Raw genomic sequence first — 19,570 nt, 5'->3', positions numbered from 1 at the left:
GGAACCGGCCGGTACGTCGGCGCGGCCACGATGAGCCGACCGGACCGGGGCACCCGGGCCATGCACCAGGCACTCCCGCCAGCGTTGCGCGACGCTGTCGACGACTTCGCCGAGCACCTGTCCCGGGTCCGCAACCGGTCGGCGCACACCGTCCGCGCGTACGTCACCGATCTGGTCTCGCTGCTCGACCACGCCGTCCGGATGGGCTGCGTCGACCTCGCCGAGCTGGACCTGTCGGTGCTGCGCAGTTGGCTGGCGAAGCAGCGCACGACCGGTGCGGCCCGCACGTCGTTGGCCCGGCGGGCCGCGTCGGCACGGGCGTTCAGCGCGTGGGCACACCGGGCCGGTCTGCTCCCCGCCGACGTGGGCGCCGCACTGGCCAGCCCTCGCGCGCACCGGGAGCTGCCCAGCGTGCTGCGCGCCGACCAGGCCGCCGCCCTGGTCGAGGCACCGTCCCGGCAGGCACCGCCCACCAACCCGGCGCGCACGGATCCCACGCTCACCAACCAGGCAGGCGCCGACGCAGAGCCCACGGACACGGCGGCCGGGCCGGCGTCGGGTGCAACGGAAGCCGCCGAGGCGGTGCCGCTACGGGACCGGGTGCTGCTGGAGCTGCTCTACGCCACCGGCGTACGGGTCAGCGAGGCGTGCGGGTTGGACGTCGGGGATGTCGACCACGGCCGGCGGGTGATCCGGGTGTTCGGCAAGGGCGGGCGGGAGCGCTCGGTGCCGTACGGGGTGCCCGCCCAGCGGGCGTTGGACGACTGGCTGCGCCGGGGCCGCCCGGTGATGGTGGGCGCCCGCTCCGGCGACGCGCTGTTGCTGGGTGCCCGGGGTGGTCGGCTCAACCCGACGACCGCACGTCAGATCGTCGGTGCGTACGCCGAGACCGCCGGGCTGCCCCGGACCAGCCCGCACGATCTGCGCCACTCCGCGGCCACCCATCTCCTGGAGGGTGGCGCCGACCTGCGCGCAGTGCAGGAGTTGCTCGGCCACTCGTCGCTGGCGAGTACGCAGATCTACACCCACGTCTCGGTCGAGCGGCTGCGTGCCGCGTACCGGCAGGCGCACCCGCGCGCCTGATGAAGGACCGCGAGGCGCACCCGCGGGCCTGATCAAGGGCCGGAGGGCGCGAGCGTGGCGGTTACGATCATCAAGTGAGCGTCCCGAATCCTCCTGAGCCGATCCCGGGCGCCCGCCTGCTCTTCTCCCTGGACCCGGCGGTCAGCCACCTCAACCACGGCTCGTTCGGCGCGGTGCCGATCGGCGTGCAGCGCGCCCAGCAGCGGCTGCGCGACGAGATGGAGGCGAACCCGCTGCGCTTCTTCACCCAGGGGCTGGTCGACCGGATCGCGCACACCCGCCGGCACCTCGCCGGGTTCCTGGGCGCCGACCCGGACGGCAGCGCCCTGGTGGGCAACACCACCACCGGCGTCGCCGTGGTGCTCCAGTCGGTGGGCCTTCAGGCCGGCGACGAGGTGCTGAGCACCGACCACGGGTACGGGGCGGTGAGCCTTGCCATCCAGCGCGAGTGCCGCCGCACCGGAGCGGTCAGCCGGGTCCTGCCGATCCCCCTGGCCGCCACCGACGAGCAGATCGTGCAGAGCGTCCGCGCCGGCCTGCGCCCCGGGCGGACCCGGCTGCTCGTCGTCGACCAGCTCACCTCGGCCACCGCCAAGCTCTTTCCGACCGCCGCCGTCGTCGGCGTGGCCCACGAGCACGGCGTGCCGGTCCTGGTGGACGCCGCGCACGCCCCGGGCATGCTGCCCACCCCGGTGGGCAGCATCGGCGCGGACTTCTGGGTGGGCAACCTGCACAAATGGGCGTACGCCCCGCGCGGGACCGCCCTGCTGGCGGTGGCACCGCAGTGGCGGGACCGGATCGAGCCGTTGGTGGTGTCCTGGGAACAGGAGTCGGGTTTCCCGGCCCGGCTCGAGTGGCAGGCGACGCTCGACTACACGCCCTGGCTGGCCGCCCCGGCGGGCCTGTTCACGATGCGCAGTCTCGGCGTCGACCGGGTACGGGCGCACAACGCGGCGCTCGCCGCGTACGGCCAGCGGGTGGTGGGGGACGCTCTGGGGGTGGCTCCCGCCGATCTGCCCGACCCGGGCGGACCGGGGGTGGCGCTGCGCCTCATCCCGCTGCCGGCCGGCACGGGCACCACTATCGACGCGGCGCGGGCGTTGCAGGCGCGGATCGGTGAGCGGCTCGCCGCCGAGGTGGCGGTGATGAGTTGGAGCGGCCGGGGGTGGCTGCGGCTCACCGGCCAGGTCTACAACGCCGCCGACGAGTACGAACGGCTGGCCGCCCGGCTGCCGGCACTGCTCGCCCAGCGCTGACTCGCCGCGTGGGAGCGGACGTCGGGACCGGACCGGCCGCGAGCGGACACCGAGACCGGAGCGACCGGGAGTAGGCGCACCGGGCCGAGGCCGAGCAGGGCCAGCGGGTCGAGATACTCATCACCCCGACGCAGGCCCCAGTGCAGGCACGCCTCGGCCGGGCACCCCGGATGCCCGGGCAGCAGTTCGCCCAGCGGCGCGCCGGCGGTGACCGGCTGACCGGGGCGCACGGCGGGTTGGACCGGTTCGTGGGTGGTCCGCAGCCCGTCGGCGTGCCCCACGGTGACCACCGGTCGACCGGCCACCAGGCCGGCGAAGAGCACTGTGCCCGGCCCGGCGCTGCGGATCACCGCTCCGGCCGGGGCGGCCAGGTCGACGCCGCGATGGCCGGGCAGCCACGGTCGCGGCGGCCTGTCGAACCGGCGCACCGGACGGGGTGGCCCGTCGACCGGCCAGCGGAACCGCCCGGCGGGCGGCGGGTCGGCGACCGGCACGGCCAAGGCCGCGCCCGGCACGGTCGGGTCGGCGACCGGCTCCCCCAGGGCCGCGACCGGCACGGTCGGGGTCGGGGGTTGGCCGGGCACCGCCGCCAGCAGCACCGCCAGCCCGCAGAGCTGGACGGTCAGTGCGAGGGGGAGCGCGGCGCAGAGCAACACCGTGCGGCGGATCGAACGGACGGATGGCTGTCGCATGACGGCAGCCTCCGGCCGACGTCGGGTTCTCCGCCGGCCCGGCCGACGGGGCTGTGGACAACCGGAGGTGCTGTGGACGACCACCCGACGCCCTCGATGATCTGCTATGCCCCCGACGGCGGGACGCTGTCCACGGCCCGCCGCGCGAGCACTGGCCGTACCTCCGGTGCCGTTTTCGGGCCGCCACCGAGGGCCTAGGCTGGGCCGCGTACGGCGGGTGCCGCCGTCTGTACCGGGGAGGCCGCATGACCACTCTCGATGACCGGACGTCGTCCCCCACCGGGCCCACGGTGGCCGAGGTGAGCGGCCCGTCCCGGCTCGCGGAGCCGGAGGAGACGATCAGCGCCGAGGAGTTGCAGCTCGCGGCCCGCAACCACGGCATCCCGCTGGAGGCGCTGCGCTACGACGTCACCCCGGCCGGGCTGCACTACCTGCTCATCCACTACGACATCCCGGAGCTCGACCCGGCGGCGCACACGTTGACCATCGGCGGCGCGGTGGACCGTCCGTTGACGGTCACCCTCGCCGACCTGCGCGAACGGCCCCGCGTCACCCGGCAGGTGACACTGGAGTGCGCCGGCAACGGGCGGGCCCTGCTGCACCCCCGGCCGGTCAGCCAGCCCTGGCTTGTCGAGGCGGTCGGCAACGCGGAGTGGACCGGCACTCCCCTCGCTCCGCTGCTGCGGGAGGCGGGCGTCGACCCGGACGCGGTGGACGTGGTCTTCACCGGGGCCGATCACGGTGTGGAACGTGGGATCGAGCAGGACTACCAGCGGGCGCTTCCGGTCGCCGACGCGCTGCGCGAGGAGGTGCTGCTGGCGTACGAGATGAACGGCGCTCCCCTGCTGCCGCAGCACGGTGCGCCGCTGCGGCTGATCGTGCCGGGCTGGTACGGCATGGCGCACGTGAAGTGGGTCCACTCGATCGAGCTGCGGACCGAGCCGTTCGAGGGGTACCAGAACGCGGTGGCCTACCGGGTACGCCGCGACGCCGCCGACCCGGGTGTGCCGGTCACCCGCATCGAGCCGCGGGCGCTGGTCCGCCCGCCCGGCTTCCCGGACTTCATGTCCCGCCGTCGGGTGCTGCGACCCGGCCCGTGCACGCTGGATGGTCGGGCCTGGTCGGGGCACGCCCCGGTGGTCGCTGTGGAGGTGACCACCGACGGCGGGCAGAGCTGGGCGCCGGCCGAGCTGGACCCGGCGAACGCGGGGGACTTCGCCTGGCGGCGCTGGCGGCACGAGTGGGTGGCTACCCCCGGCTGCCGGTACGTGCTCGGCGCGCGGGCGACCGACGCGTCCGGGCGGACCCAGCCGGTCGAGCAACAGTGGAACCGTGGTGGCTTCGCCAACAACATGGTGCAGCGGGTCGAGGTCGTGGTGCCGGCCGAGTGATCGGCGGCGGGGGTCACGCCACGGATGGGGGACCCGTGGCACGGCCCGGCGGCTCGGGTGCGCTCAGCCGCCGAAGCCGGAGTCGGCGGGCAGTGAGATGTCGGGCTTCTCCAGCTCCTCGACGTTGACGTCCTTGAAGGTCATCACCCGGACGTTCTTCACGAAGCGGGCGGGACGGTACATGTCCCACACCCAGGCGTCGTGCATCTCGACCTCGAAGTAGACCTCGCCGTCGGAGTTACGCACGTGCAGGTCGACCTGGTTGGCCAGGTAGAACCGACGCTCCGTCTCCACCACGTAGGAGAATTGGCGGACAATGTCGCGGTACTCCCGGTAGAGCTGCAGCTCCATCTCGGTCTCGTACTTCTCGAGATCTTCCGCGCTCATCGCACTCCGCCTTCCATGGCCACATCTTCCCCCACCGGCGTCGGAGGCCGAGGCTGCTCGCCCAACGCCACGCCGACGGTACCCCCTGACGCCCACGAGCGCTCCATCGGCTCATCCGAGCCGTGGCCGCCGGGCCGTCGGGCGCGCGGCGGCCGGCCGTCGCGGCCGGAGACCGCTGCGACATTGACGTACGAGAACCGGTGCTCCCGGCACGGCCCGTGCTCCCGCAGCGCCGCCGAGTGCTCCGGGGTGATGTAGCCCTTGTGCTCGGCGAAGCCGTACGCCGGGAACACCCCGTCCAACTCCACCATGAGCCGGTCCCGGGTGACCTTGGCCAGCACACTGGCCGCCGCCACACACGCGGCCACCCGGTCGCCCTTCCACACCGCCAGCCCGGGCACACCCAGGCCGTCCACGCCGAACCCGTCGGTCAGCACGTACTCCGGGCGGGTGGTGAGCGAGGCGAGCGCCCGGCGCATCGCGGCCAGGTTGCACACGTGCAGACCCCGGGCGTCGACCTCCTCGGCCGGGATGACCACCACGGCGTACGCGAGCGCCCGGTCCACGACCTCCGCGTACACCCGTTCCCGGCTGGCCGGGGTGAGCAGCTTCGAGTCGGCCAGCCCCTCGATCTCGCCGCGTCGCCCCTCGGGCAGCACCGCCGCGGCGGCGACCAGCGGACCGGCACACGCCCCCCGGCCCGCCTCGTCGGCGCCGGCGACGTGCCGGAAGCCACGCCGCTGCAACGCCCGCTCCAGGGCGTACAGGCCGGCCTCGCGGCGCACCACGGTGCGCGGCGGGGTCAGCACGACGCCTCGCCCTGGCCGGCGGCGGTCGACTGCCCCAGCCGGGTCAGCAGGGCGGGCAGTTCGGGCGGGTAGAACCGGTCACCGCTGGCCGCCAACTCGTCCGGAACCCACCAGCGGTGGTCGGCGATGCTGCGTCGCTCGATGTCGTTGAAGCCCGTGGTGTCCACCCGCCAGGAGTCCACCTGGAAGAGGAAGAAATCCTGCTCCTGGCGGTACCAGATGCCGTCGAAGGAGAACTCGGTCGCGTCGGACCAGACCGGCTCGCCCAACTGGGCCGGGTCGAGCCGCAGGCCGGTCTCCTCGGCCAACTCCCGGGCCGCGCCCGCCGCCGGGGACTCCGACGGATCGAGCCCACCGCCGGGGGTGAACCAGTATCGGTGCCCGGGTCGGGCCGGGTCGAAGCCCTCGAACAGCAGGACCCGGCCGGCCGCGTCGACGAGCAGCACGCGGGCCGCGCGTCGAGGGGTGTAGACGGTCACCGCACCAGCCTGCCAGACCGAGGACGGATCGCCCACGCCCCGTCGGCCTACGGTTTGGGAATGCCGTCGAACCCGTCGGGCACCGTCAGCCAGGTGGCCCGGTTGACCGGCCAGAAGACTGTGAACGCCCGCCCGACCACGTCGTCCTCGGGGATGGTGGCCTCGGTGATGTTCTGCTGGGACTGCTGCCAGTGCTCCAGTGAGTCGCCGGAGGCCGACCGGTGGTCGCCCATCACCCACAGCCGGCCCTCCGGCACGGTGATGTCGAACTCCTGGTCGGCGGCCTTGTCGCGAATCCCGTCCATGGAGAAGATGTACGGCTCGTCCAGCGACTTGCCGTTGATCATCAGCCGTTCCTCGGGGTCGCAGCAGACCACGTGGTCGCCGGGGATGCCGATCACCCGCTTGATGAAGTCCTCACCGTCGGGGTTACCGCTCCACGCGGTCGGAGCCTTGAACACGATCACCTCGCCGCGGTGCGGTGACCGGAAGTCGTAGACCAGCTTGTTGACCAGCACCCGGTCATCGATCTTGAGAGTGTTCTCCATGGACGGGGAGGGGATGAAGAAGGTCTGCAGCACGAAGGCGCGGACCAGCACCGCGACCAGGATCGCCACACCCAGCAGGATCGGCAGCTCCTTCCAGAAGGAGCTGCGCGGCTTGTCGGTCTGCTCGTCAATCACGCCAAGGAGCCTACGTTGCCCGGCTGGACGGCACCGTCCGGAACGCGCGGGAACCGCCTAGTGCGACTGCCAACGGAAGCATCAGCAGCACACCGCCCTGCGGAGTCGGTCGCGCCGGAGTCGCACCGGGGGACGCCGTGGCTGGCCCGGAGACGTCCTCGAACGTCGACGGCACCGACAGCGCGCTCCACCGCGACGACGGCCAGACCACCATGAAGGCCCGGCCGACCACGTTGTCGATCGGCACCGGCCCCTGGCAACGCGCGTCCTGGGAGACCTCGCGGTGGTCACCCATCACGAAGAGCTGACCGGGTGGCACGACGATCTCGTCGAAGCGCCGGGAGCGACACTCCGCCGGGTTGGGTGGCAGGTCCAGGGGTGAGTCCCGCAGGACGTACGACTCGTTGAGCGGCGTGCCGTTGACTGTCACCCGACCCTGACTGTCGCAGCACTCGACCCGGTCACCGGGGAGACCGATCACCCGCTTGATGAAGTCCTTCTCGCCGGGGCGGCTCACCCCGACCAGGTCGCCGACGGTGCGGGCGAGCCGGCCGCCGACGCCGGGCTTCGGCTGCTCGTCGACCTGCGGCGCCCAGCGGTCGGTGCCCCGGAAGACCACCACCTCGCCGCGCAGCGGGTCACGAACGTCGTAGACGACCTTGTTGACCAGCACCCGGTCACCGACGAGGAGGGTGTCCTCCATCGAGCCGGACGGAATGAAGAACGCCTGGAGCAGGAAGGTGCGGATCAGCACCGCGAGGCAGAACGCGACCACCAGCAGCAGCGGCAACTCCTGCCAGAGAGGCATCTGCCGGCGGGTGCGGCGAGCCCGTCGGCGCCACGGATCGACGGTGCCGTCCTCGTCAAGCGTCTGCACCACGCCACTCCCCGGTCCGCAGAAAACACCACCGCCCGGGAGCCTCGTCGAGGCTCCACGGGCGGTAGTGGACAACTACCCGCCACCTGGGCGGGACCGCTGCCTCGCTGCGCCCGTATCGACCAGGGTAGTGCGCTCTGGTCGGTACGGCATACGCGCAGCTCGGGCGGCGTGGCGAGCGGGAAGTCAGCTGGGCTGCTTCTCCCGCTTCTCCTTGATCTTGGCCTTCTTGCCGCGCAGCTCGCGCAGGTAGTAGAGCTTGGCGCGACGCACGTCACCGCGGGTCACGATCTCGATCCGGTCGATGCCCGGGCCGTTGAGCGGGTAGGTCCGCTCGACGCCGACACCGAAGCTGACCTTGCGGACCGAGAAGGTCTCGCGCAGACCGTCACCCTGGCGGCGGATCACGACGCCCTGGAAGATCTGGACACGGGACCGGTTGCCCTCGACGACGCGGGCGTGCACCTTGACGGTGTCACCGGCCCGGAAGTCGGGAAGGTCGGTCCGCTTCGACTGGGCGTCAAGGGCGTCCAGGATGTTCATCGCTGCGTCCTCGTAAGGCTCACGGCGCACCGTCACTCGGTGCGCGGGTGGGTGATTCTGATTCCCGGGTGGTGATCGGCGGACCGACCCCGGTCGGGGATCCTCGCAGCCGACCGCGGGCGCGGACGGATGCGGCAACCCCCCTACTTTGCCACATCCCCCGGTGGAGGTTGAAATCCGGCCTGGTCCAGGGCCGCGATGTCCCGTTTGTCGAGCCGGTCGGCCGGCAACGCGGCCAGCAGGTCCGGCCGGCGGGCGGCCGTGCGCAGCAGACCCTCCTCGCGCCGCCAGCGGGCGATCTTGCCGTGGTCACCGGAGCGGAGCACCTCCGGCACGTCGTGCCCACGCCAACTCGGCGGCTTCGTGTAGATCGGCGCCTCCAGCAGCCCGTGCGCGTGCGACTCCTCGTCCAACGAGCCCGCGTTGCCCAGCACCCCCGGCAGCAGCCGGGTGACCGCCTCCAGCATCACCAGGACCGCGACCTCGCCGCCGAAGAGCACGTAGTCACCGAGCGACACCTCGGTGACCGGCATCCGGGTGGCGGCGTGCGCCAGGACCCGCTGGTCGATCCCCTCGTAACGGCCGCAGGCGAAGAGCAGATGCGACTCGGCCGCGAGCTCGTACGCCATGGCCTGGGTGAAGGGGGCACCGGCCGGCGACGGCACCAGCAGCCGTGGCGGCGGAGCGTCGAGCGGCGCGAGGGCGTCCAGTGCCTCCCCCCACGGCTCGGGGCGCATCACCATTCCCGGCCCGCCACCGTAGGGGGTGTCGTCGACGGTGCGGTGCACGTCGTGGGTCCAGGTCCGCAGGTCGTGCACGGCGAGTTGGAGTACGCCGTTGGCCCGCGCCCGTCCGATCAGCGACAGGTCCAGCGGGGCGAAGTACTCCGGAAAGATCGACACGACGTCGACGCGCATGCGGGCTGGTCCTAAAGGTCGAGCAGTCCGGCTGGCGGGTCGACGATCACACGTCCGCCGGCCAGGTCGACCTCCGGAACGATCGCCCGGACGAACGGGATCAACGCGGTACGCCCCTCGGGGCGTCGCAGCACCAGCAGGTCGGACGAGGGCGCGTGGTCGATGCGGGCGACCTCGCCCAGGCGTTCGCCGGCCGGGGTCACCACGGCCAACCCGACCAGCTGGTGGTCGTGGAACTCCTCCGGGTCGTCCGGTGGGGTCACGTCGGCGCTGTCCACCACGAGCAGCGTTCCGCGTAGCGCCTCGGCGGTGTTGCGGTCCGGGATGCCCTCGAACGCGATCAGCACCCGACCCTGGTGGAAGCGGGATTCCTCGATGGTCAGCTCGGCGGGAACCCGGAACGGCACCCCGGGCTCATCGCTGGCTGGCGGGGGTGCCGCCCCCGGCTCGGTGCGCAGCACACCGCTGCTGCGCGGGGACGCAGTCGGGGGCGTCGCCCCCGGCTCGGTGCGCAGCACACCGCTGCTGCGCGGGGACGCAGTCGGGGGCGTCGCCCCCGGCTCGGTGCGCAGCACCGTGCCGGGGGCGAACCGTGCCTCGGGCTCGTCGGTCCGCACTTCCACGGTGACCTCACCGCGGACACCGTGCGGCTTGCCGATCCTGCCGACGACGAGCTGCATCAGTACGAGTCGACGATGTCGACGCGAACTCCGCGGCCGCCGATGGAGCCGATCACCTGGCGCAGCGCCTTGGCGGTCCGGCCGGACCGCCCGATCACAGTGCCGAGGTCCTCGGGGTGCACGCGGACTTCGAGCCGCTTGCCCCGACGGGAATCGACAAGCCTCACCCGGACGTCGTCCGGGTGGTCGACGATGCCCTTGACCAGGTGCTCCAACGCCGGACGCAGTGGCATGTCAGGCCTGCTCACCGGCGTCGGCAGCGGCCGGGGCCTCGGCCGGAGCCTCGGTCTTCGGCGCCTCGGCGGCCGGAGCCTCAGCCGGAGCCTCGGTCTTCGGAGCCTCGGTCTTCGGAGCCTCGGTCTTCGGAGCCTCGGCAGCCTTGGCGGCCTTCTTGGCCGGCTTGGCCGGGGTCTCCGGGGCGAGCCCGGCGGCGGCCTTCGCCTCAGCCTCGTACGCCGCCTTGCGGTCGGCCCGCTCGGGGGCGACCAGCAGCGGCGGCGGGGCCGGCAGGCCCTTGTACTTCTGCCAGTCACCGGTCAGCTCCAGCAGCCGCTGCACCGCCTCGCTCGGCTGAGCGCCGACGGACAGCCAGTACTGGACCCGCTCCGACTTGACCTCGATGATCGAGGGGTCTTCCTTGGGCTGGTAAACCCCGACGAACTCGATCGCCCGACCGTCGCGCTTGGTGCGCGAGTCGGCGATGACGATGCGGTACTGCGGGTTGCGGATCTTGCCCATCCGCAGGAGCCGGATCTTTACGGCCACAGTTGTTTCGCTCCTGTTGCGATCTCACCGGCCCAGGCGGGCGGTGTGCATGGGTGAGCGCCGACCGGACCCGTGGGGTTGGGCCGGAGACTACTCGGTGGACTGGCGACGTGCCCGGGTTAGAGGGCGCCGGACGCGCGCCGGATACCAGCGACCTATTCTGCCAGATCCGCTGCCGATCTCCCGCACCGGACCCGTACACCGCGTTGTCGGTGACCGGGGATACCGCTCAGCGCACCGGTGGACGATCCCATCCAGGCGGCAATTTGTTCGGTATGCCCCACTCTGGTGGGGGTGTGAAGTCACACCAGGTGCCATCGAAGGGGAACTCGCCGGCCTCGGCGAGCGCGATCACCCGCTCCCCCTCGGCGCGGACCGCCTTCTCGTCGGTCACCCAGTAGTCGGTGCCGAAGGCGAGCCGCTCGACGAACTCGCCCTCGTCCTTCCACTCCCAGCTGCGGTCCGGCCACACCACCACGTCCAGGTCCTGGTCCACCACGTCGACGCCGGCCGCCAGGCCGTCGTCCCAGCGGACACCGGCCTCCTCGAGGTTGACGTACCAGTGGGCGAACCGGCCCTGGGCGTCCCGGAACCACCAGACGGAGTGCGCCGCCCCCGTGGGCAGGAACTTCAACAGCGGCGGGCCGTCCCAGCGACCCTCCGCCAACCGGTACGTCGACGAGATCCACTCGGCGAACGGCATCGCCCGCATCCCCAGCCCGGCCTCGGTCACCTCGTGGGCCACCGGCGAGTCCCGGGCGATCCAGACCAACAACCCTCGATCGTCGTCGCTGACCACGCGGGCCGGCCGGACCCACCCGATCCGGCCGTGCCGCACGTTCCGATGCATGATCAGCCGACCCGGCTCGAACCGGTCGACGGGGTTGCCCGGCCGCACCTCAGTAGGCGCGGGCGAGGATGGCGACCAGATCCGGCTCGTCCTCCGAGTCCGGTACCGAGCCGTCGGCGCGCAGCAGGCAGCGCACCGTGACGCCCTGACCGTTCGCCTCCGCCTCGCCGGCCACGCCGACCGCCGACCACGGCACCCGCGCCCAGCCGGTCGCGGCGGCCTCGATCGCCTCGGCCAGGGTGGCCACCTCCACGGTGCGCGACTCGCGGTTGGCCAGCGCCTGGTCGTGCAGCACCTGCTGGTCGGTCTCGAGGGCGGCCAGCACCGCGGTGACCACGTCCGCCACCGGCGTCGGGGTCTTGGAGCCGTCGGTCCGACGCACCACCGTCGCGTTGCCCACGGCCAGGTCACGGGGGCCGACCTCGACGCGTACCGGATAGCCACGCAGCTCGGCGTCGACGGCCCGGCGGCCGAACGGGGTGTCGGTCCGGTCGTCGAGCGCGACCCGGACACCGGCGTCGCGCAGGCCGTCGCGCAGCTTGGCCGCCGCCTCGCCGACGCCGTCGCCGTCCTTCACGATCATGACGTACGCCTGGATCGGCGCGAGCCTCGGCGGCACGCGCAGGCCGTTGTCGTCGCCGTGCGCCATGATCAGGCCGCCGAGCATCCGGGTGGACGTGCCCCAGGAGGTGGTCCAGGCGTGCTCCCGGCCGCCCTCCTTGGAGGAGTAGCTGATGTCGAACGCCTTGGCGAAGTTCTGGCCCAGCTCGTGGCTGGTGCCCAGCTGCAACGCCTTGCCGTCGCCCATCATGCCTTCGCAGGTGTACGTGGCCGTCGCGCCGGCGAAGCGCTCGCGCGTCGTCTTCAGGCCGACCACGACCGGAATGCCGATCACGTTGACCATCAGGTCCTCGTACGCCTCGTGCAGGATCCGCCGCGCGTACGCCCGGGCGTCCTCACGGGTGGCGTGCGCGGTGTGCCCCTCCTGCCAGAGGAACTCGCTGGTACGCAGGAAGATCCGCGGACGGAGCTCCCACCGGACCACGTTCGCCCACTGGTTGAGCAGCAGCGGCAGGTCCCGGTACGAGTCGATCCACTTGGCCATGAACTCGCCGATGACCGTCTCGCTCGTCGGGCGCACCACCACCGGCTCGGCCAGGGGCTTGCCACCACCGTGAGTGACGACCGCCAACTCCGGCGAGAAGCCCTCGACGTGCTGCGCCTCGCGCTTGAGGTAGCTCTCGGGGATGAACAGCGGGAAGTACGCGTTCTCCGCACCCGCCGCCTTGATCCGAACGTCCATCTCAGCCTGCATACGCTCCCAGATCGCGTAGGCGGCCGGTCGGATGACCATGGTGCCGCGAACCGGGCCGTTGTCGGCCAGCTTCGCCTTGGCGATCAGGTCCTGGTACCAGCGGGGGAAATCCTCCGCACGGGGAGTGAGCACGCGTGCCATGACCGCACATCCTATGCGCCGCCCGTCAGGGCGGTGCGCTCGGGCGCGGCATCGTTGGCGTCCGCCGTCAAGACCTTCCTCGATCGGCACGCCGGAGCGGCTCCCACCCCCGACCCCGAACCCCCGATCTGGCGCACCCGGCCGCGAACCGGGTGCGCTGGGTGACCCGACACCGCCAGCCGACCAGCCCGATCGTCGACCGGTCCGGCCGACACGCCGGCCTACACTTCGACCATCATGATTGAGCAGAGGGGCCCCACCCCGGTACGGGCCGGCATCGTCGACGCCGCCCGGGCGTTGACAGTCGCGACCGGATGGGACGGCGTCCGGATGGGTGCCGTCGCGAACGCCGCCGGGGTGAGCCGACAGACCGTCTACAACGAGTTCGGCAGCAAGGCAGGGCTGGCCGAGGCGCTCGCCCGCGCCGAGGTGGACCGGTTCGTCGGCGCCGTCCGGGCCGCTCTGCTCGCCCACGGCACCGACGTACGGGCCGGCGCGTACGCGGCCATTGCGCACACCCTCACCACGGCTGCGGAGAATCCGCTGATCAAGGCGATCCTGACCAGTGCCCGGGGCGGCTCGGACGAGCTGCTGCCGTACCTCACCACCCGCGCCGAGGTGGTGCTCACCGAGGCGTCCGGCGCTCTGATCGACTGGGCCGGCGACCACCTGCCGGGAGCGAATCACGCCGCGCTGACCTTCGCCGCCGACACCATCGTCCGCCTGGTGGTCAGCCACATCGTGCTCCCCCGTGAACCGATCCAGCAGACCGCCGCGGCCCTCGCCGACCTCGCCGTACGCCTCTTCAGCGCCGCCGCCCGCCCAGCCCCCTGACGCCGCGCACCCGCCCACCCGCCGACGCCGCGCACGGCCCGGAACAGCCCGGCGCGGCGGTGCGGCGCGCCGGGGCGACGCTCTCGGGGTTAGCGGACGACGCGGCCGCGGAGGATCGTGCGGGACGGGGCACGGACGACGCGCAGGTCACTACGGGGGTCTTCGGGGTAGACGGTCAGGTCGGCGAGGCCGCCTTCGACCAGGCCGGTGAAGCCGAGCCACGCGCGGGCGCCCCAGGAGGCGGCGGCGAGGACGTCGATGGGCGCCATTCCGGCCCGTTCGTGCAGCAGCAGCATCTCCTCGGCGGCCAGCCCGTGATCGATGCCGCCACCGGCGTCGGTGCCCACGTAGATGGGCACCCCAGCCTCGTACGCGGCACGCACCACCTCGGGGAAGCCGTCGCGCAGCGCGAGCATGTGGTCGGCGTACCCGGGGAACTTGCCCCGTGCCTGCTCGGCGATGCCCCCGAAGGTGGCGATGTTGATCATTGTGGGGACCAGGGCGGTGCCCTGGCGGGCCATCTCGTCGATCAGGTCGAGGCTGAGCCCGGTGCCGTGCTCCACCGAGTCCACCCCGGCGCGCACCATGATCTCGACGGCCGACTCGGAGAAGGTGTGCACCGCGGCGCGTACCCCGGCGTCGTGCGCCGCCCGCACGGCGGCGGTCAGGGTGTCCGCGTCCCAGGCCGGCGCCAGGTCACCGACGCCCCGGTCGATCCAGTCGCCGACCAGCTTGACCCAGCCGTTGCCGGCCCGCGCCTGCGCGGCCACAGTGGCGGCCACCTCGGTCGCGTCGACCTCCACGCCGATGTCGCGCAGGTAGCGCTTCGGCGGCGCGACATGCTGGCCCGCGCGGGCCAGTCGCGGCAGGCCCGGCTCGTCGTCGAGTTCGGGGTACGGGTACGGCGAGCCGGCGTCCCGGATCGCCAGCACCCCGGCGTCCCGGTCGACGTGGGCCAACGCGCGGGCCTGGTCGAGCGAGGTGATCGGGGCGCCACCTCGGGCGATGCCGATGTGGCAGTGCGCGTCGACAAGCCCCGGCAGCACGAAACCGCCGTCGACGACGGTCTCCGCACCGGGCACCGGGGTGAAGGTCACCCGGTCGCCGACCAGCCAGAGATCCCGTACCTCGTCGTCGGGAAGCAGCACGCCGCGCACATGTTGAGCCATGCGCACAGTCCTACCCGATCACTCCCCGTCGGGGGCGAGCAGGTCGTCCTCGACCCGCACAGAGGTCAGCGGGGGCGGTTGTCGCCACCCTTGCCGAGCTTGTTGAAGTCGATCTTCGGGAGCTTGAAGCCGGGCGGCAGGCCCTGGCCGCCAGCGAGGTCGTTCGGGTCCATCCCCGGCGGGAGCTGCGGCATGCCACCCGGGAAGCCCGCGGGCATCCCGGCGCCGGCGCCGGTACGCGGACGACCGCCACCCTTGGTGCCCTTGCGCTTGTTCTTCGGCGACTTGGTCGCCTTGCGGCGGCCGCCGCCGGGCAGGCCCATCATGCCGCCCATCTGCTTCATCATCTTCTGCGCGTCGGCGAAGCGGTTGAGCAGCTGGTTGACGTCCATCACGGTGACCCCGGAGCCGTTGGCGATGCGCGCCCGGCGGGAACCGTTGATGATCTTCGGGTTGGTGCGCTCGCCCGGGGTCATCGACCGGATGATCGCGGTGACCCGGTCGAAGTGGCTGTCGTCCAGCTCGGCGAGCTGGTCCTTCATCTGCCCCATGCCGGGCATCATGGCCAGCACGTTGGCGATCGGGCCCATCCGCCGCACCGCGATGAGCTGGTCGAGGAAGTCGTCCAGGGTGAACTGCTCACCGCCCATCAGCTTGGCGGTCATCTTCTCCTTCTGATCGGAGTCGAAGGCCTGCTCGGCCTGCTCGATCAGAGTGAGGACGTCGCCCATGCCGAGGATCCGGCTGGCCATCCGGTCGGGGTGGAAGACGTCGAAGTCCTCCAGCTTCTCACCGGTGCTGGCGAACAGGATCGGCTGCCCGGTGACCTCGCGGACCGACAGCGCGGCACCACCACGGGCGTCGCCGTCGAGCTTGGAGAGCACCACACCGGTGATGCCGACGCCGTCGCGGAACGCCTCGGCGGTGCGGACGGCGTCCTGACCGACCATCGCGTCGATGACGAAGATGACCTCGTCCGGCGAGACGGCGTCGCGGATGTCGGCGGCCTGCTGCATCATCTCGGCGTCGATGCCGAGCCGGCCGGCGGTGTCGACGATGACGATGTCGCGTGCGGCGCGCTTCGCGTGCTCGATCGACGCGCGGGCCACCTGCACCGGGTCACCGGTGCCGTTGCCGGGCTCCGGGGCGTACACCTCGACGCCGGCCCGGCCACCGAGCACCTGGAGCTGCCCGACGGCGTTGGGGCGCTGGAGGTCGGCGGCGACGAGCAGCGGCTGGTGCCCCTGCCCCTTGAGCCAGCGGGCCAGCTTGCCGGCGAGGGTCGTCTTACCGGAACCCTGCAGGCCGGCCAACATGATCACCGTCGGCGGCTGCTTGGCGAACTGGAGCCGTCGCCCCTCGCCGCCGAGCACCTTGATCAGCTCTTCGTTGACAATCTTGATGATCTGCTGGGCCGGGTTCAGCGCCTGGGAGACCTCGGAGCTGCGGGCCCGCTCCTTGACGGCCGCGATGAACCCCTTGACCACCGGCAGCGCGACGTCCGCCTCCAGCAGCGCGAGGCGGATCTCGCGCGCGGTGGCGTCGATGTCGGCGTCGGTGAGCCGCCCCTTGCCGCGGAGCTTGGTGAAGATCCCGGACAGGCGGTCACTCAAGGTGTCAAACACGCGAACATCCCGTTTGTCAGTGTTCCGGCGGGCACAACGCGGCCGGCACTGCGGAGTCCGGCCACCGCTAGGGTAACCGCCCGACCGTAGGGCCGCTGTCGCCCGGCCTGGGCCTCACCCCGACACCAACCCCGACTGGTACGCGAACACGACGAGCTGGGCCCGGTCCCGGGCTCCCAGCTTGCCCATCGCCCGGCTGACGTGGGTCCGCGCGGTCGCCGGGCTGACCACCAACTGTGCGGCGATCTCCTCGTTGTTCAGGCCCTCACCGACCAGACCGACGACCTGACGCTCCCGATCGGTCAGCGCCTCCAGCCGAGGATGCGGACGAAGCACCCGGGACGGCCGAATGGCGAACTCCCGCACCACCCGACGGGTCACCGACGGCGACAGCAGCGCCTCCCCCTCGGCGACGAGCCGGATCGCGCGCAGCAGCTCAGCCGGCCTGGTGTCCTTGGTGAGGAAACCGCTCGCACCGTGCCGCAGCGCGTCGAAGACGTACTCGTCCAGCTCGAAGGTGGTGAGCACCACCACCCGCGTGCCGGTCAGATCGGGGTCGGCGACGATACGGCGGGTCGCCTCGATGCCGTCGATGCCGGGCATCCGGATGTCCATCAGCACCACGTCCGGCCGTTCCCGGCGGGCCAACTCGACCGCCCGCAGCCCGTCGGACGCCTCGCCGGCCAGCGCCAGGTCGTCCTCGCTCTCCACCAGCGCGCGCAGCCCGAGCCGGACCAGGTCCTGGTCGTCGGCGATCAGCACCCGGATCACGTCGTCGGCTCCACGGGCAGCCCGGCGTACACCCGGAACCCGCCCCCGGCGCGCGGCCCGGTGGTCAACCGCCCGCCCAGCGCCGCGACCCGCTCGCGCATCCCGGCCAGACCGTGGCCACCCTGATCGTCGGCCGGAGCCGTCCCGGCGCGGCCGGCACCCGCCCCCCGGTCGGTGACCTCGACGGTCACCTCGTCGACGCGGTAGTCCACTGTCACCTCCGCGCTCGCCACCCCCGCGTGACGCAGCACGTTTGTCAACGCCTCCTGCACCACCCGGTACGCGGCCAGGTCGACAGCGGCCGGCACCTCCCGGGGGTCGCCGACCACGCGCACCTCGACGGCGAGCCCCGCCCCGGCAAGCCGGTCGCGCAGCGCGGGGAGCCGGGCCAGGCCGGGTACCGGTTCGCGCTCGGCACCCCGCCGCACCGCGCCCAGGGTGACCCGCAGCTCGTCCAGCGCCTCGCGGCTGGTCCGGCTGATCGCGGTCAGCGCCACCTCCGCCTGTTCCGGCCGCTTCGGCAGCAGGTGCAGGGCGATCTCCGCCTGCATGCTGATCGCGGCCAACCCGTGCCCCACCACGTCGTGCACCTCCTGCGCGATGCGCAGCCGCTCCTCGTCGGCCTGCCGTCGCGCCTGCTCAACTCGGCCGCGGGCCTCTTCGGCACGGGTACGCGCGGTCGCCTCACGGCTCACCCGCACCACCACCCCCACCGCGAACGGTACGACCACCCAGGCCGACGCGGGCAGCACTCCCGTCCAACCCGGTGCCGGCCCCCGCCCGAAGAAGACGTGCGCCAACAACAGAGCGAACGCGCCACCGGTGGCGAGCGCCGCCGGTCGCACCGGCAGCCACACGGCCACGGTGTAGACCGCGACCAGGAACGTGACCAGAATCGGCCCGTACGGGTAGCCGATCAGCAGGTACGTCGAGGTGGCCACGGTGACCACGGCGAGGGCGGCGACCGGAGCACGCCGCCGGACCAGCAGGGCGAGCGCGGCGACGGCGATCAGCACCCGACTGGCGGCGTCCACCGGCCTCGACCCCGGCTGGTTGTCCCCGGCCAGACCGGTAGCGAGCAACCCGAACCCGAGCAGCACCAGGGCGAGCGCGGCATCGCTCACCGTCTGCCGCCCCTGCCCGCCGAGTCGCATGGTCGTCATTCTGCCCGCGCCGAGCCGGACCGTCGTGCGCTCGCGAGCGGCGTCACCACTACGTCCTCGTACGTACCCGCCGCGGCCAGTTCACCGCCCAGCACCACTCCTGCCTGCCACGCTCCGGGACGGTCAGCGTGTGGTCAGCGTCCTGCCCTGTGGCCACCGACGTCAGCGAGCCGATCAGTCAGACGTCAGAGGGGCACCATCGACGAGCAGGTCCGACGTCAGCGCTGCCCGCAACACTGTGGACGTTGATTACGGCCTCGAGCAAAGGAGAGGAGGTGACACCAATGGCCAACAATTCGGGCACCCCGTCCACGACCACCGCGCGGGTGCTGACCCAGGCGCTGCAGAGCTGGCCGAAGGCGTTTCGCGCCTCGATGCTCATCACCGTCATCATGTTTGACTGGTTCCTTCTCTCCCGGATCTTCGGGTAGCCGAGGAGCCAACTGACCAGTGGGCGCCGGCTTGGCCAGTCGGCGCCCACTCTATTGTTCTGGCACCGTTGACGATCGCCTCCCGATCACTCGCGCCGGGACGCCGGCCACCACTGTGAACGGTTCGACATCCCGGGTCACGACGGCCCCCGCACCGACGACCGCGCCAGCGCCAATATTCACCCCCGCCAAGACACAGCAGTGCGCACCCAGCCACACGTCGTCGCCGATCGAGATCGGAGCCAGATCATGGCCCTGATTTCGGATCCGAACGTCAGGCCTCGCGTACCGGTGGTTACCGCTGTTAATCACGCAGTAGGGACCGATCAGCACGGCGCTGCCAATAGTGACCGTAGTGGGCGCGGTGATGAACACACCTCGATTAATGAAGACATTGTGACCCACCAACACGTTCGCCGGATAATAGATTGTGACGTCCGGAAACACGCACAGGTCCCCTTGGCAGGCCCCGAGTGTCTTGGCATAGAACCACGATCGCATCTGCAGGTCCGATCCGACCGACGACGTCCTGGCTAGTTTCGCCTGGATGATCTGCCACGTGTGCGATCCGGCCTGCATCCGGCGCGTCAGGACACGCAGGCAGAGGAACCGGATTCGATTGACGAGCTCATGAAGGACGTAGAACGGCTGACCCCCACGCCCCCACGCCGCCTCGAAGAGCAGAATTTCCTTTCGCATTACGGCCGCA

23 protein-coding genes are annotated in these 19,570 nt (G+C 72.0%); 5 read left to right on the top strand and 18 right to left on the bottom strand.

The window, feature by feature from the left end; translation table 11 throughout:
- Positions 1 to 30 precede the first annotated feature (30 nt).
- On the top strand, positions 31 to 1,083 hold the full coding sequence (locus tag PSH03_RS32280) for a tyrosine recombinase XerC (RefSeq protein WP_238691312.1): 1,053 nt from the start codon (positions 31 to 33) through the stop codon (positions 1,081 to 1,083).
- A gap of 74 nt (positions 1,084 to 1,157) precedes the next feature.
- A complete protein-coding gene (locus PSH03_RS32275) occupies positions 1,158 to 2,339 on the top strand; it encodes an aminotransferase class V-fold PLP-dependent enzyme (protein ID WP_210784362.1) in 1,182 nt (393 codons plus the stop codon).
- On the opposite strand, the gene PSH03_RS32270 is transcribed toward PSH03_RS32275, so the two are convergent.
- Positions 2,273 to 2,944: a murein hydrolase activator EnvC family protein gene (locus PSH03_RS32270; protein ID WP_372494952.1), complete on the bottom strand. Its 672-nt coding sequence runs from the start codon at positions 2,942 to 2,944 to the stop codon at positions 2,273 to 2,275. The genes PSH03_RS32275 and PSH03_RS32270 overlap by 67 nt on opposite strands.
- Before the next feature lie 332 nt (positions 2,945 to 3,276).
- Here PSH03_RS32270 and PSH03_RS32265 point away from each other — a divergent pair, with 332 nt between their 5' ends.
- Positions 3,277 to 4,422, top strand: coding sequence for a sulfite oxidase (locus tag PSH03_RS32265; protein WP_210784364.1), 1,146 nt, complete (start codon positions 3,277 to 3,279; stop codon positions 4,420 to 4,422).
- 63 nt (positions 4,423 to 4,485) lie between these two features.
- On the opposite strand, the gene PSH03_RS32260 is transcribed toward PSH03_RS32265, so the two are convergent.
- From PSH03_RS32260 to proS, 12 genes are all read right to left on the bottom strand, one after another.
- Entirely contained in the window at positions 4,486 to 4,809 is a 324-nt protein-coding gene (locus PSH03_RS32260; RefSeq protein ID WP_007075222.1) for a DUF2469 domain-containing protein, read from the bottom strand.
- Positions 4,806 to 5,618: a ribonuclease HII gene (locus PSH03_RS32255; RefSeq protein ID WP_210784365.1), complete on the bottom strand. Its 813-nt coding sequence runs from the start codon at positions 5,616 to 5,618 to the stop codon at positions 4,806 to 4,808. Before PSH03_RS32255 ends, PSH03_RS32260 begins: the two co-directional genes overlap by 4 nt.
- Positions 5,612 to 6,097: an NUDIX hydrolase gene (locus tag PSH03_RS32250; RefSeq protein WP_210784366.1), complete on the bottom strand. Its 486-nt coding sequence runs from the start codon at positions 6,095 to 6,097 to the stop codon at positions 5,612 to 5,614. The genes PSH03_RS32255 and PSH03_RS32250 overlap by 7 nt, the downstream gene beginning before the upstream one ends.
- Before the next feature lie 47 nt (positions 6,098 to 6,144).
- Positions 6,145 to 6,780, bottom strand: coding sequence for a signal peptidase I (gene lepB / locus PSH03_RS32245; RefSeq protein WP_210784367.1), 636 nt, complete (start codon positions 6,778 to 6,780; stop codon positions 6,145 to 6,147).
- A gap of 10 nt (positions 6,781 to 6,790) precedes the next feature.
- A complete protein-coding gene (gene lepB / locus PSH03_RS32240) occupies positions 6,791 to 7,660 on the bottom strand; it encodes a signal peptidase I (RefSeq protein ID WP_210784368.1) in 870 nt (289 codons plus the stop codon).
- 183 nt (positions 7,661 to 7,843) lie between these two features.
- Positions 7,844 to 8,200: a 50S ribosomal protein L19 gene (gene rplS, locus PSH03_RS32235; RefSeq protein WP_007456548.1), complete on the bottom strand. Its 357-nt coding sequence runs from the start codon at positions 8,198 to 8,200 to the stop codon at positions 7,844 to 7,846.
- A gap of 143 nt (positions 8,201 to 8,343) precedes the next feature.
- Complete coding sequence (trmD, locus tag PSH03_RS32230; protein WP_112588424.1) at positions 8,344 to 9,117, bottom strand: tRNA (guanosine(37)-N1)-methyltransferase TrmD; 774 nt, start codon at positions 9,115 to 9,117, stop codon at positions 8,344 to 8,346.
- Between the two features lie 11 nt (positions 9,118 to 9,128).
- Positions 9,129 to 9,797 carry a ribosome maturation factor RimM gene (gene rimM / locus PSH03_RS32225; RefSeq protein ID WP_238691311.1) on the bottom strand — a complete coding sequence of 223 codons (669 nt, stop codon included), beginning with the start codon at positions 9,795 to 9,797 and terminating at the stop codon, positions 9,129 to 9,131.
- Positions 9,797 to 10,057, bottom strand: a complete 261-nt coding sequence (locus PSH03_RS32220; RefSeq protein WP_186718042.1) for an RNA-binding protein — start codon at positions 10,055 to 10,057, stop codon at positions 9,797 to 9,799. Before PSH03_RS32220 ends, rimM begins: the two co-directional genes overlap by 1 nt.
- Positions 10,032 to 10,562 (bottom strand): 30S ribosomal protein S16, encoded by a 531-nt coding sequence (rpsP, locus tag PSH03_RS32215; RefSeq protein WP_238691310.1) that lies wholly within the window; start codon positions 10,560 to 10,562, stop codon positions 10,032 to 10,034. Before rpsP ends, PSH03_RS32220 begins: the two co-directional genes overlap by 26 nt.
- A gap of 229 nt (positions 10,563 to 10,791) precedes the next feature.
- Entirely contained in the window at positions 10,792 to 11,412 is a 621-nt protein-coding gene (locus PSH03_RS32210; protein ID WP_238691309.1) for a ribonuclease FAU-1 family protein, read from the bottom strand.
- A 49-nt stretch (positions 11,413 to 11,461) separates the two neighbouring features.
- Positions 11,462 to 12,868 (bottom strand): proline--tRNA ligase, encoded by a 1,407-nt coding sequence (proS, locus tag PSH03_RS32205; RefSeq protein ID WP_238691308.1) that lies wholly within the window; start codon positions 12,866 to 12,868, stop codon positions 11,462 to 11,464.
- A 237-nt stretch (positions 12,869 to 13,105) separates the two neighbouring features.
- On the opposite strand from proS, the gene PSH03_RS32200 reads away from it, so the two are divergent.
- Positions 13,106 to 13,702, top strand: coding sequence for a TetR/AcrR family transcriptional regulator (locus PSH03_RS32200; protein WP_238691307.1), 597 nt, complete (start codon positions 13,106 to 13,108; stop codon positions 13,700 to 13,702).
- Between the two features lie 89 nt (positions 13,703 to 13,791).
- Here the strand turns inward: PSH03_RS32200 and PSH03_RS32195 are convergent, their stop codons facing one another.
- From PSH03_RS32195 to PSH03_RS32180, 4 genes are all read right to left on the bottom strand, one after another.
- The gene (locus PSH03_RS32195) at positions 13,792 to 14,871 is read right to left on the bottom strand and encodes an amidohydrolase family protein (RefSeq protein ID WP_238691306.1); all 1,080 of its coding nucleotides are present in this window, start codon (positions 14,869 to 14,871) and stop codon (positions 13,792 to 13,794) included.
- Between the two features lie 65 nt (positions 14,872 to 14,936).
- Positions 14,937 to 16,496, bottom strand: coding sequence for a signal recognition particle protein (gene ffh, locus PSH03_RS32190; RefSeq protein ID WP_238681251.1), 1,560 nt, complete (start codon positions 16,494 to 16,496; stop codon positions 14,937 to 14,939).
- Between the two features lie 114 nt (positions 16,497 to 16,610).
- On the bottom strand, positions 16,611 to 17,267 hold the full coding sequence (locus PSH03_RS32185) for a response regulator transcription factor (protein ID WP_210784376.1): 657 nt from the start codon (positions 17,265 to 17,267) through the stop codon (positions 16,611 to 16,613).
- Positions 17,264 to 18,421, bottom strand: coding sequence for a sensor histidine kinase (locus tag PSH03_RS32180; protein ID WP_238691305.1), 1,158 nt, complete (start codon positions 18,419 to 18,421; stop codon positions 17,264 to 17,266). The genes PSH03_RS32185 and PSH03_RS32180 overlap by 4 nt, the downstream gene beginning before the upstream one ends.
- A gap of 293 nt (positions 18,422 to 18,714) precedes the next feature.
- On the opposite strand from PSH03_RS32180, the gene PSH03_RS32175 reads away from it, so the two are divergent.
- Entirely contained in the window at positions 18,715 to 18,861 is a 147-nt protein-coding gene (locus PSH03_RS32175; protein ID WP_210784378.1) for a hypothetical protein, read from the top strand.
- Between the two features lie 51 nt (positions 18,862 to 18,912).
- On the opposite strand, the gene PSH03_RS32170 is transcribed toward PSH03_RS32175, so the two are convergent.
- Positions 18,913 to 19,560 carry an acyltransferase gene (locus PSH03_RS32170; RefSeq protein WP_238691304.1) on the bottom strand — a complete coding sequence of 216 codons (648 nt, stop codon included), beginning with the start codon at positions 19,558 to 19,560 and terminating at the stop codon, positions 18,913 to 18,915.
- Between the last annotated feature and the right edge of the window lie 10 nt (positions 19,561 to 19,570).

Origin of the sequence: Micromonospora salmantinae, assembly GCF_022230905.1 — a bacterium.
Classification (GTDB): domain Bacteria; phylum Actinomycetota; class Actinomycetes; order Mycobacteriales; family Micromonosporaceae; genus Micromonospora; species Micromonospora salmantinae.
The sequence above is the reverse complement of the archived record's forward strand: the minus strand, read 5'-3'. Positions and strand labels throughout refer to the sequence as shown.